The sequence below is a fragment of the Ructibacterium sp. SJQ-7 genome (genome assembly GCF_054696575.1).
Map to the genome: position 1 here is coordinate 1,041,160 of NZ_CP195193.1, position 14,032 is coordinate 1,055,191.

Here is a 14,032-nt window from a genome sequence, read left to right on the forward strand (position 1 = left end):
AAGATGCCTGTACCAATCGGGTACATAAGCAAACTCAAATAAGTCACTTTGTATTGTTATCATTTTTTATCACCTTACATTTCAAAAGTTCTTCAAGATACCTCATCTGTATCTCTGCTTTAAAATCTTCGTCTACATATCTTATCAAATTTCCAAACCTATCTTTTTTAGTAACCATTGAAACTTTATTTATATATCTCTCATAGCGTTTCAACATTAATATCTGTGCATCACAATCCCCGTTGATAGCTTTTTCTGCAGTTCGATTCTTAAGGTCCACGAATATCACACTCCAATCTCCTTTCTTTATAATTTTTTATTAGCTTAAAAGCTTTGTTTTTCCAATTTGTAATAGTTTTCTCTGAAACGTTTAATATCTTTGCAATATCTCTTCTTGATAATAAATACCAATATTTTAATATCAACACTTCTTTTAATTTATCATCAAGACATAACATAGCTTCATACAACCATTCATTCTTAACATTGCAACAATGTCCGCTGTTATCAGAAATAACATATTCACTTGGATATATATCTTGTTCTCCTACTAAATCTGTATCAAACTCAACAAAATCAAAACTTCTTTTCTTTGCGCTCATTCTGCGACGTATATCAACTGATGCAGTATATATAACATTCATACTATACTTATCAATCATATCCCATTGTTCTATTTCACCATCATATGAGGAATTAAGCATAACTTTTCCACCCCTCTATATGTAATTTTGAAAATGAACTTTTTTGCTCCTCATTAATAATAAATCGCAAAAAGCAGTGAAAAAAGGAACCTAATTCACAAAAAAATCTTTTTTTGTCTAAATATCACAATATATATATATATTGTTTATACAATTATTTCAATATTAATAAAAAAACAAACTGGATTTATCATCAAATATTTTGATGAATCCAGCTTATTTATTTTATGGCAATAAATGATTATCTGAATATAACTATTTTATCATAAGCAAATGTTCTTGAAAATAGCTATCATAATATTCTGACAAGATTCTGATTCACTATTTATACACTCAATCCTCAACATTTAAACTAAGCTTTCATAATATACTTTTTTCTTATGTGAAAAATTAATATAACACATCGTATATTTAACAAAAAGTATTATAACAGTTTACATTTATATATTTCTATCTATCTATAATTATTAGATATACATATAACAAATAATTTACATATAAAAGATACAACATTCTATATGCAAAAAAATATTGTTTTTAGGAGGTGAACTATAGAATTATATGTATTCAATCTATTATCTTATATAGATAATAAGATATTTTTTTAGGATTATAAAAATATTATATGCGAGAGGAGTAAATATGAAAATTATAGACAGTACAATTATTGTAGCTTTAATTTCAATGGCTGGAACAATCATTGGTTCTATGATAGGTGTTATGAAATCAAATGACAAAACACTATACAGAATTGAACAATTAGAAAAGAAAGTTGAAGCTCACAATAATCTTGTTGAACGGATGACAATTGTTGAACAAGAAGAAAAATCCAACGAACAACGAATCCAAAGATTGGAGTGTGAAAAATATGATTAATTGGAAAATAAGATTTAAAAATCCTGTGTTCTATATTCAGCTAATAGTTTCAATAATCTCATCTATTTTTGCCTATATGGGAATAACAGCCTCTGAAATAACGTCATGGTATAAACTATTTGAGATTATTCGTCAAGCTTTTTCAAACCCATATATAATTTTTATTATGGTTATAAGTATTTATAATTTTTTAATTGATCCTACAACAAAAGGTATAAGTGACAGCAAAAAAGCTATGACATATGATGAACCTAACATATAAAAAGGAGAATTGAGGATGAACGTTTTATTAATTGCAGGTCACGGAAATGGTGACAGCGGTGCTATCGGCAATGGTTATGAAGAAGCTGAGTTGACTAGAGAATTTGTTGTATTGCTAAAAGAAAATTTAAAATCTTTTTGCAATGTAACATTGGCAGATACTAATCGTAATTGGTTTGAATTCTTAGGTTCTAATAATTATGATTTTTCAAAATATAACTACGTTTTGGAAATTCATTTTAATTCAGGAGGTGGCTCTGGAAGTGAAATATTTGTTACTACAGCTGAAAGTGGAATAACTGTTGAAAACGAAATTCTAAAAAACTTATGTAATTGCGTTAAATATCACAACAGAGGTGTCAAAAGAAAAGATTTCCGTGTTATTTCAAAAATAAAATCTCAGGGAGTTTGTTCGGCATTGCTCGAGGTATGTTTCATAGATAACAGCAATGATATTGAAATATATCAAAAAAACAAAAATAAGCTTGCTACTGCAGTTGCAAAAGGAATTGCAACTGGATTCAATTTAAAATATATTTCGGATAAAAATAGCCCCCATAGTACAGATGTTTCTGAAAAAGCAAAAGATGCTATAGATTGGTGCTCTAAATACAATATATTGCCTCCAGATATTATATCAGACATGGATGATCAAAAAATATTATTATGCATTGGTCTATATAACACAGTTAAATTTTTAGCAGAACATATTTAATTTTATGTTCTGCAATTTAACAAAAAATATCTTAAATTATATATTATACAAAATTAAAGGGAGAATTTATTATGATAAATAAAAATGATCTTATTTCTATTATAGTAAAACCTACTAATGCCTGTAATCTACGTTGCAAACACTGTTATCACGCTGGAACAGGTTATGATAATGAACAAATGTCAGACAAAATGCTAGAGAAATTAATTTCTTCAAGCGTGCCACATTTTTCAGGTATACACTATATCTGGCATGGTGGTGAACCTTTAAGTATGCCTCTGACATTTTATAAACGCGCTCTAGAATTAGAACAAAAATATAAACATAACCCTAACCAAAATATTAAAAATAGCATGCAGTCTAACGGAACTTATGTCACTGAAGATGTTGCAAAATTTATTGCAGATAATAACATTTTAATTGGATTTTCATTTGAAGGTCCATACAATGACTTTTTGCGAAGTCATACAAATATGACCTTAAAAGGATATGAAAATTTAAAAAAATATAACATTATCCCTGGTACTATAGCTGTTGTAGGTAAGCATAATATTAATAACTTAATTGATGTTTATGAATATTTCCGCAATAAGAATCAGCCTTTAAAACTTAATACAATATTTGCATCTGGATCTGCTAAAGAAAACGAGGATATTTTATTAACAGATCCAGAATATTATGCAGAAAAAATATGTGAATTATTTGATTTATGGCTATTTGATACTACTACCGGAATCAGTATAAGTCCCTTCTATAGTTATGCACAATCTGTTATATCTGGCAAGCCAAAATACTGTACACACAGTAGTTGTCTAAAACATTGGTTAAGTGTACATTCAAACGGTGACATATATCCCTGCGGAAGATATTATCCTGAAGAGTATCGTCTTGGAAATATAATGGGCTTTAATGATCTACATGATGTTTTTGAAACAAAAATTTATAAAAATATTATAAATAAAAGTGCCATACGCAAGCAGAAATGTAGAGAACAATGTAACGTATATCATCTTTGTAATGGCGGATGTTTAAATGAATCTATTCTTGCTGGCGGAATAGAAAATATTCCTGAATTTTCTTGTACAGCTTTTAGTATAATCATCAGTCATATCAAAACACGAATGCAGGAAGCAATATCTAGAGGAATAGAATTTGAAAATATATATAACAAATATATAAGAAATATTATAAAAAAAAGATTGGAGATGAATGAAAATGTCAAATAATTTTAACGAATATAATTGTTGGGACGAATGGGATGAAGTGGACTATGGTGATACATGGGACGAATACGATAACTATACGGAATGGGACGAAGATGACAGTCCTGATCATAGTGACTGTTATGGATACGGAGTATATTCTGAATGCAGGGTAGAAGACAGCTATGATGATTCTGATATTCCCCCTTATGTTCCAGGCAAGCAACGCCTTCTTGATATTGCCACAAGTCATTTTCAAGTTGATAATTATATATTTACATATGTTATTTTTGACAAGTCAACTAATGTTATGATTGCTGTTACTAATCAGGAAGAAGCTTTTGCTAAAGTAACCCCTGTCTCAGCTGTAGAAGAAATCAACGGTGAATATTACGTCGATTCTGCTGCAAGTGTAACTTTCACAGAAATGGAAAGAAGTATTGATCGCCTAAGAAAAAAATACTCTGCTGCGGCCGAAGAAGATATACAGTTTATCTCGGCAAACAAAGGTACAAGAGTTATATACAAAGGGGTTTATTCATTTACTTATGCTAATCAAGTTATATGTAATTCTATGGCATATGCACCTTTAGGAGCTACTGAATATCGTCATGACTATATCAAAGTTCAGGATTTAATTGAAGAAGAAACCGGAGCTGGATATACAGTTGACTATAACCCACAAACAAAAGAGACCTTTGCTCGTTCAAAACAAGGTGATTTATATTATGTTTCTGTTGCACAGGATGCTGTTTTCTGCAATGATGAACGATATGTATACTCATCATTTGATGTTCAAATTCAGAAACTTTGCACTGTATCAGAGTGGATTATGATTCACTATAATGTCGCTCAGGCAGATATTTCTGTTTATAGTGACAGAATAGTCTTTACCGAAGAAGGCGGTAAAACATACAAAATTCTAGTAAATGATTTGCCTGATTATATTGTTTATGATTATGATAATTATATTCCTGCAGATGCAACTATTGAAGCTGTTCTTGATTATAAAGATGTACAAGGTGTACCTAAAAACTACTATAGGGTAATTGCACAAATCAAAAGTCTGACAGGCTTAGACGCCACACAGGATGAAAATAATTTCATTATTCTCTGTGGAAAAAGTTTTTATATACCAAATGCTGTTCGCTTTAATGGTTGGATATATGCAGAACGAAAAGATGTTATTTCAGCACTTGAATCTAATTTTGTAGATATAGATAACTATTTCCGCAGTTGTGGATTTTACTATGGAACTGATGATAATGGACACTCATATTCAGCTTCACAGTATAAAGCAAAATCTATGTGGCTTCTAAGTAAACAACTTAATATAACTAACAGAATCCGCGTAAATGATACTTCAGGCGGTAATTATTTTAACCTTACAACTAGTACAAAAAATATTGAAGAAGCAGTCGAATCAGTTTTTGGAAAATCAGCCAGCTATCTCGGAGCAATAGCAATCGAAAGCAATACTGTAAAATCATATATCGAAGACAAGCTATATATCCGAAAAGAACGCCTGTCATCAAACAGCACAAATCTTTTTATAAACGGCAAACCCTATGCCATTTCAACACTGCAGACAAGCTTTAATTCTAGTACTTATTATGATAAGACTAAATTATTATCCGCAGTAAAAAATCTTACACCTACAATATCAATCACAAAAGTTGAAACTATACTTAACAACGGAGAAAATTATGCTTACATTGCAGGAAACCAAGCAAAAATTACATTTACTACGTCCTGCCTTGACCATGTTGCTATTGGAGTTCAGACAGATTCAGAAACAAAGTGGTTTCATAATACTGCGCCGTCAAGTTCTATGAGTATGACTGTAAATCTTTATAAGGAAGGAAAATGTACATTAAAAGTACGTGGCAGAACCACAATAGATCCGGCTGATGTAGGGCTGACGTCTATTCCTCATTCTAAGGACTGTGAGCAAACCCAAGTTATCACCGTTCTTCATTCAATACCTAATAATATGGTATATATTATACCATACGCACAGAAGCAAGGATGTACGGTGACTGATAACAATTCCAATGTTGTTGTAAAATATCAACACAGATTTTATTCTAATCCTGAAACTTGTACATACTATAAATCTCTATCCGGAGAGCAAGCATATAAAAGACAGGTATCGTATACTGCTTCCGGTCTTTATATGAACAAAGAAACATTCCGCATGGATATGGATTTGGACATTATTAATGATTCTCACAATGACCGTGACTGGTATCTTGAAAAACGTATATGGCGTCTATGGTCACAAGGGAAAGTAGCAAGTTTCAGCAGAGAACAAATAGATGCTAACGGGAAAAAATACTTTAATGTAACTATGAACGGTATAACACGCACTATATATAAAGAACCTGCTGACAATGCTTTTTATGCACCACTATACAAAAATACCACTCGTTCCACAATAAGATTAGTAAATAACCACCTTGTTATGCCTGAAAGTCTTATGTATATTTTATTCTCAGATTTAAGTGATATTGAAACATATATATTAAATCACTACAAAATAACTAATCCGTCAAAAAATTTAAAAGGTCAATTAAATGCAATGACTTTGTATGATAAAAAACTTAATATTGATTGTATCACTCTTGACAAAAAAGGAGATGAAGTACAATTGATGGCAACTGAAGATAATACATCATACATAAACCATGCAACTGTCAATGATATCAATTCTGGAATGATTGAATATCGCAATCGCGAGCTTAAGAATGTATTCGATAGCCTCAGTAAAAAACGTCAGGAATTATTCCACTATAATCCTGTTACAAATACAGTTGATTTTGATGGATTTGAAGTAGATATACCATCATTAACTTTATATCCTATCAATAAAAGCACCCCGACATTAGACGATTATAAAGCAGCTCTATTTGCAACAGAAGCAGATATCAAAAAAGTCGATACATATAGAAGAATTGTAGTTTATGGTGCTGGAATGGGTGGTGTATGTGCAGCTTATAAAGCATACCAATATGCCTGTACAACAGGGTTTGAAAATTTTGAAATTATTCTTATAAATCCTGTACCTGTACCTGAATTGGGCGGTATCGGCACTGTAGGTGGTCAAAATTTCTGGGATGTCCGACACTATATTGATATGGGCCGATTCCCATATCGCGGTAGTGTGGCAAATGTAATGCCTTATGACGGAGGATTAATTCCCAAAAAGGACAGGTATAATACCAAGACTAAAGCGATTGACTTAGAAAATTTGATTTATGATAAAGAAAAAAATCTTGGTGTCAATATAAAGCACCAAATGGATATTTCCGACGTAGAACAAGATATAGATGGAATAATAAAATCTATAACTATATGCAAAATCTATCGCGATTTGCCTAGTGGTATCATAAAGTTTTCAGGCGCTGAAAAAGATAAGGAAATTATAAGCGGAGATATATTTATTGACGCATCAGAAGATGGAAAATTATCTCGTATAACAACAAATGCAACCACTGCCGGACGTTTTGACTATCCAACCCACTGTCTTGACAATAGTGAATTAGGGCAGAACATTGACGCTGCGCATAAAGGTCGTCAGCCTGCAGCTACACTTATGTTCAAACTAAAAGGCATTAAACCAAGTATAGAATTGAATACTGGTGATAATACATATGGCGTATATGAGTGGGATGATAATCCGAGTGACGATAATAAAGATGAACATGATCACCATGCTTGGCAATTCACAGGCGGAGATGATACTTTCTACAACAGAGGTAGATTTAGTGCAGAAAATCCTTCTGAAATGTATTTATTCAATGAAGAGTTCGGTGATAAGTATTTATTAAAATCACTTAATGCAGCCCAGGATGGTCCTGACTCAGATGAATGGTGGATAAATGGATTACTAATCTTTAATGTGGATGGTAGCGCTCACGAGCGCGATAAAAACACTGGTTTTTATCCTAACATTAGAGATGATTATGAAAATACGGATGAAGCTTGGATAAATTCAAGAAAATTCTTGGAAGACAATTCTGAAAGATTACTAATGGTTTATAGACAATTACCTGGTTTTGAAAATGCTGATTTTGTTTGGGAAAAAGATGCTAATGATCAAAGTCATATAACTGTAGGTGATATATTGTATATAAGAGAAACCGTACATACCTCACAAGACAGAGAGTCCATAGGTAATGAAACAGAAAACAACAATTATGCAGTCACACAACATCACTGCCATTATGCCGCTCATCCTGATGAAAAAGATAATCCTAATAATCGTCAATCTATAGGTTTCAATTTTTATGAATCCGATATCCATCCTTTCAAAAAAGATGATTATATAGATGAAAATGATTCTAAAAAATATATTTGCGGTCATTTAAGTTATCAAAAAATCCGCAAAGATATGAATGATCCTAATTATCCTTTAGACAAAAACTCTCCAACAGCTCCTGCATTTATACCATACTCAGCTCTTATTACTAAGTATGTAAAAAATCTGCTTATTCCTGGGTATGCCGTATCAGCCTCATCATTTGCTTGGTCAGAAATGAGAGTCTTGCCGAATCAATGTGTCTTAGGTGACGCAGCAGGAATTGCAGCTGTAACTTGCCTTTTATCTGGACGAACTCCATTTGAGTTAAATGATACTGACGAGAATGGCAAATATATTTACATTCAAGATATGCATAATATTTTTGACAAATATTACATTATTTACAAAGACGAGGATCTTTAATTGATTAAGAGCCACCATAAAAACATAAAAAAGCGGTTCAGAGGAACCGCTTTTTTATATATTATCATGAACCGTGATAAAGCGCTTGAAAATACCTAAAATTATATATGTTAGCTTCAGTATCAAAGTTAATTCCAAATGAATTTTCAATCTGAGAATCGGTATTATAATCGTATATCGGAAGCATGGGCTCACCATAGAGCTTTCGAATAGGATAATCAAGTCGAATTAAATTTGGAATATATGCTCCTCCCGACGATTGACTAAAACGCTTTTCAACATAAGCATTAATACCCGGAAAAACATTGTATACGATACCCCAATCGCCCATAAACAAATAATGATTATTAAAAATACAAGTAAAATCTCCTCCTATGCTAATTACAATACCATTTTCTTTGGATACATTCAGCTTCAAAGCATCAGCAGTGATATTGTCCACATAATGTTCACGATATGTTTTATTAAAAATTGAATATATCGGAACATATAAAATACCATTAACTATTTGTGCAGGTGAAGTTAGAGTATGAAGCATATAAAAATCTTTTTTAAAACCAACTCGATTACTGTTTATTGTAAAACTGATTTCTTTATCTGTTATACCTTCTTCCATATATTTTAACATTGAAGTTATTAGTTCATTTTCACTGTCTTTTGTTAAAAAATCATTTGGTTTTATATAATTATTGTCATCAAAAGCCAATATATTTATATCCAATAAATATGCAAAATACGGTTTTGACCATTCTTGAATCTTGTATGCGTCATAAGAGGGAATGTCATAGTGAACATAATCCGGTATTGTTTCTTTGTATGATTCAAAAATTTGCTCTATATGATTATAGTGACCGTATTTACTTATATAGTAATCAAAAGCCTCCGCATAGTCATACGAACATCCCAAAATTCTTGAAATGAAAAATGCTGCGTCGGTACGAGTGACACCTCTGTATGGATGTAATTTACTTCCGTTTTCATAACTATACTCGTCTATAAGATCTGCCTTAACAAGCAAATTTATGTACTTTTCTAACTTTGTATCTTTTATATCGCTGAATTTTTCAAGATAAGCAATATTTGTGTTTTCTTCATCATCAGTTTTTACATAGTGGTTATAAAAATTACTGTCAAAATCCATATGAGCTGCTTTGATGAGATCTATCATAAAGTCCTGATATGAAACTCTGTCATCAGAGATATCCAGCGACAGTGTTTTGTCAGGTTCACACCATACATAATTCAGAAAGAAATCCGAAATTTCATTATCCTTATTTGCTTCCGTATATATTTCACAGGTACGTTCAATCGGTATAGCCATTGAACCGTCAATATTAAATGCCGGGACTTCTATTCCGTTTATTTTAACCTTAATATCCGTATACAGAACATTTATGTCGGATTTTGTCGGTTCTGAAATAGGTGTTTTTTCTTTTTGCCAATCATAATCCGCATAGGCAATGCCGTCTTCAAATTTTACATCAAAACCGTAGTTCGACAAAGCTGATACTAATACTGCTGTTTCGCCGCCTATATTGTACGCAGGTATTTCATATCCACATATATCCGTTATTATATCTGTCGGATACACTGCGCCTATAACATCACCGACATTTTCTGCGGTGGCAGTAATACCGAATAACATAAATAAAGCGACTAATATAAATATTTTTCGTTTCATTATTATCTCCTTTTTTATCTTAAATATTGTCCTATGATTTATCCCATTATATCATATTGATTGTAAGTATAATATGTATAAAAATCATATGGCAATGTTGAAATAAGTTCTCCGTCTGACAGTGAATATACTTCTACTTCCTTATTCGCTTTATTTACTTTAGTGTAACAAACTTTATTATCACGTTTGATAAGATACACTTTTCTATCAGATTCTAAGAATACCTCACCGTCGGGATTGTATATATAGTATTTCGAACTTCCTTTTTCGTATTTGTACACTGGTGTATATCCGCTAAAGCCCTCAGTATCCAGAAAATCAATAAATTCCTTTGGATATACAGATGTATATAACAGCATATTAAATCCATCGACCGTATAATTCCCCTTAGGAGATACGCACTCGCTGTCTATATTTTCTGCCAATAAATCCTCAATATAGTCATCAGCGGATTTATATTGCTGATTTTCATCCCAATTCAATGAATCAATATGTTCTCTTGTCTGTATATCATATACCTCAATACTATATTCATCGGTTTCACCGAAACAAATTTTATTTTTATATGGCATTACAAATAATTTTTTATCACTTTTATAAATTATTTCTCCGTTGGGATTGTAAATTATGTATTCATCGTTATATTTGACCGGTGTATATCCTTTCAGCGTATCGGTATAAAAATATGTGAAATCCTTACTATATGTTGGACTGTAATACGGAGGTGACTTAATCAAATTCTCACCCTGTACAAAATACTCACCCAACGGCGATTTCGCCTTATCCAAATCAACTCTTATTTGTTGGTTATTACAAGGATATTCATTCTTATCAAGGTAATCACCACCCAAGTATGAATCATTGTGAGATGAGGCAAGCATTTCACCATCATAACTGTAAAGTTTCATATTTGTTATAAAAGAAGCAGGTTCGGATCCAGCTGAACCGAATGTTGTTACCATATAATAATTATCTGCAAACTCAATACGATCAGTTGCTCTTTGACATGTATCTAACGTATCAACCATCAGTTTATAGTCCATATTTCCTGTTTCGGCATTGTATATACCTGTGCATTTATTATTCTTGCTGTAATTTTCACTTTTGTTGTTATGAATATAAAAATACCATTTCCCGCTTTTTTCAAAGAACACAAACGACCTCTCATCATCAGCAACATCTTCCTCAGGACCGTCATATGTAAATATCGTTTTACCGTCATTTTTTATCCATTGCTTATCCTCACCGCTAAAAAGTGATAAATCACCGTTAATTTTTACTTCATACACATTGCTTGCGTAGTCACTCACATCAAGATTAAACAACTTTAGCATTGTTATTGCCGACTGCTCCATTGTATAATTTGATTTTGGCGAGAAATTGTTATCACCTACTCCTCGCATTATTCCGAGAGAATCCATTTTACGCACAGATTCCTTTGCCCAATCTGAAACTGTGTCATAATCAGAAAATACAGTATCAAATAAAGCTATGTCCTCTTTTACGCCCATAAATTCCGCTGTATTCGTCAGTATTACTGCCGCCTCCTCACGCGTAATATCGTCATTCGGTGCAAATTCCGTTTCAGAACGTCCATTTATTATTCCCGAATTTGCAAGAAAAGTTACTTCTTTATCATCGGTATCAGCAAACGAACTCTTAACATTATTCTCACTAATCAGTGATTTTTGTTCAAGCATTTTATATGCCAAATGACAAAAATCAATACGCGATATATTAGCGGTTAAATCTCTGTCCGAAAAGAAGTTCGGCAATAACCCCGCTTCATCTGCACTTATCAAACTTTCCTCTGCCCATTGTGAATGATTTTCACTTACTTCTGCTGACACACCTATTCCCGCCGCCAAAATCATTGACACACATAACACACCTAAAACAAACTTCTTTTTCATTTTCTTCTCCCCCATTTTTCTATTTCATATAGTTCGTTACATCTTTTATACGTTCAGGCACTTCTACAAGTTCACCTGTTTTAAGATCATACACATCAATATAAAATTGATCGTGTCCTCCTGATGCTGTTTCTACCCACTCCTGCTTTGTGATTGTATAACAAGGGTTTCCATCATATGAAATCAGATAAATTTTTCTATCCGATTCTGCTATAACTTCACCATCTGGATTATATAAATAATACTTACACTCATTAGGACCTAAATACATATACACCGGTGTATATCCGTTAAATTCTCCACTTTTCCAAAAATCATATTTTGTGTATGGATAAGAGTATAATGTATTATATCCCTTAACCCTATAATTGCCTTTTGGTGAAACACAGTCACTTTCTATATTTTTTTGAAGATATTCATACATATACTTATATACTGTATCATATTCATTTGTATCCCATTCTATTGAACCAACAAACTCTTTTGTTTTGGGATTATAAATCTGTACAGAATTGTCGTGATTTTCACCAATACATATGCTATCATCATATATCAGTGTAAATAACTCTTTATCACTTTTGTATATTATATCCCCTTTCTCATTAAAAACAGCATAATTATTTCCTTCTGAATCAGGCAATGACAGCTTAACAGGTGTATATCCTTTTACTGCATTTGTCTTACTATACAAAATACGCTCAATATCATTTCCATATCCACTATACTTGTACGGATATTTATCTAATAAAATTTCACCTGGAACAAAATATTTGTCTGACGGTGACTCTGCCTTTTCAAAATCTACTCTTATCTGTCTGTTATTACACGGATATTCATCCTTATCAAGAAAATCGCCACCTAAGTATGAGCTGTAATGAGAAGAAGCAAGCTTTTCGCCTTCATAGCTATAAAGCTCCATATTAGTTATATAAGAAACAGGTTCAGCTCCGGCGGAACCGTATGTTGTTACCATATAATAATCATCTGCAAAGTCAATATGGTCTGTTCTTCCTTGATTGTTATTTAGTGTATCAACCATCAGTGTATAGTCCATATTTCCTGTTTCGGCATTGTATATACCTGTACATTTATTATTCTTGCTGTAATTTTCACTTTTGTTGTTATGAATATAAAAATACCATTTCCCGCTTTTTTCAAAGAACACAAACGACCTCTCATCATCAGCAATATCTTCCTCAGGACCGTCATATGTAAATATTATTTTACCGTCATTTTTTATCCATTGCTTATCCTCACCGCTAAAAAGTGATAAATCACCGTTAATTTTTACTTCATACACATTGCTTGCGTAGTCACTCACATCAAGATTAAACAACTTTAGCATTGTTATTGCCGACTGCTCCATTGTATAATTTGATTTTGGCGAGAAATTGTTATCACCTACTCCTCGCATTATTCCGAGAGAATCCATTTTACGCACAGATTCCTTTGCCCAATCCGAAACTGTGTCATAATCAGAAAATACAGTATCAAATAAAGCTATGTCCTCTTTTACGCCCATAAATTCCGCTGTATTCGTCAGTATTACTGCCGCCTCCTCACGCGTAATATCGTCATTCGGTGCAAATTCCGTTTCAGAACGTCCATTTATTATTCCCGAATTTGCAAGAAAAGCCACTTCGGCATCATCTGTATCAGCAAACGAACTCTTAACGTTATTCTCACTAATCAGCGATTTTTGTTCAAGCATTTTATATGCCAAATGACAAAAATCAATACGCGATATATTAGCGGTTAAATCTCTGTCCGCAAAGAAATTCGGCAATAATCCCGCTTCATCTGCACTTATCAAACTTTCCTCCGCCCATTGTGAATGACTTTCGCTTACTTCCGCAGAAGCACCTATTCCCGTCGTCAAAATAATTGACACACATAACGCACCTAAAACTAACTTCTTTTTCATTATAAAATCTCCTTTAAACTTCCTATACCG

Annotated in this window: 10 protein-coding genes; 5 read left to right on the forward strand and 5 right to left on the reverse strand. The window is 32.4% G+C overall.

Annotated features, from left to right (window positions below; all coding sequences use genetic code 11):
* Positions 1-43 precede the first annotated feature (43 nt).
* On the reverse strand, positions 44-280 hold the full coding sequence (locus ACSAMO_RS04715; RefSeq protein WP_147340641.1) for a helix-turn-helix domain-containing protein: 237 nt from the start codon (positions 278-280) through the stop codon (positions 44-46).
* Positions 270-704, reverse strand: coding sequence for a sigma-70 family RNA polymerase sigma factor (locus tag ACSAMO_RS04720; protein WP_117968737.1), 435 nt, complete (start codon positions 702-704; stop codon positions 270-272). Before ACSAMO_RS04720 ends, ACSAMO_RS04715 begins: the two co-directional genes overlap by 11 nt.
* Before the next feature lie 642 nt (positions 705-1,346).
* Here ACSAMO_RS04720 and ACSAMO_RS04725 point away from each other — a divergent pair.
* From ACSAMO_RS04725 to ACSAMO_RS04745, 5 genes are all read left to right on the forward strand, one after another.
* On the forward strand, positions 1,347-1,580 hold the full coding sequence (locus tag ACSAMO_RS04725) for a hypothetical protein (protein WP_022230309.1): 234 nt from the start codon (positions 1,347-1,349) through the stop codon (positions 1,578-1,580).
* Positions 1,573-1,842 carry a phage holin gene (locus tag ACSAMO_RS04730; RefSeq protein WP_022230310.1) on the forward strand — a complete coding sequence of 90 codons (270 nt, stop codon included), beginning with the start codon at positions 1,573-1,575 and terminating at the stop codon, positions 1,840-1,842. Before ACSAMO_RS04725 ends, ACSAMO_RS04730 begins: the two co-directional genes overlap by 8 nt.
* A 15-nt stretch (positions 1,843-1,857) precedes the next feature.
* Entirely contained in the window at positions 1,858-2,556 is a 699-nt protein-coding gene (locus ACSAMO_RS04735; RefSeq protein ID WP_499209961.1) for an N-acetylmuramoyl-L-alanine amidase, read from the forward strand.
* Positions 2,557-2,627: 71 nt separating this feature from the next.
* Positions 2,628-3,782: a radical SAM protein gene (locus tag ACSAMO_RS04740; RefSeq protein WP_499209962.1), complete on the forward strand. Its 1,155-nt coding sequence runs from the start codon at positions 2,628-2,630 to the stop codon at positions 3,780-3,782.
* Positions 3,772-8,484 carry an FAD-dependent oxidoreductase gene (locus tag ACSAMO_RS04745; protein WP_499209963.1) on the forward strand — a complete coding sequence of 1,571 codons (4,713 nt, stop codon included), beginning with the start codon at positions 3,772-3,774 and terminating at the stop codon, positions 8,482-8,484. Before ACSAMO_RS04740 ends, ACSAMO_RS04745 begins: the two co-directional genes overlap by 11 nt.
* A 64-nt stretch (positions 8,485-8,548) precedes the next feature.
* Here the strand turns inward: ACSAMO_RS04745 and ACSAMO_RS04750 are convergent, their stop codons facing one another.
* The 3 genes from ACSAMO_RS04750 to ACSAMO_RS04760 are packed head-to-tail and all read right to left on the reverse strand — an operon-like array spanning position 8,549 to position 14,002.
* Positions 8,549-10,165 (reverse strand): hypothetical protein, encoded by a 1,617-nt coding sequence (locus tag ACSAMO_RS04750; protein WP_147515270.1) that lies wholly within the window; start codon positions 10,163-10,165, stop codon positions 8,549-8,551.
* 38 nt (positions 10,166-10,203) lie between these two features.
* Positions 10,204-12,078: an S-layer homology domain-containing protein gene (locus ACSAMO_RS04755; RefSeq protein ID WP_499209964.1), complete on the reverse strand. Its 1,875-nt coding sequence runs from the start codon at positions 12,076-12,078 to the stop codon at positions 10,204-10,206.
* A 19-nt stretch (positions 12,079-12,097) separates the two neighbouring features.
* Positions 12,098-14,002, reverse strand: a complete 1,905-nt coding sequence (locus ACSAMO_RS04760) for an S-layer homology domain-containing protein (RefSeq protein ID WP_499209965.1) — start codon at positions 14,000-14,002, stop codon at positions 12,098-12,100.
* Between the last annotated feature and the right edge of the window lie 30 nt (positions 14,003-14,032).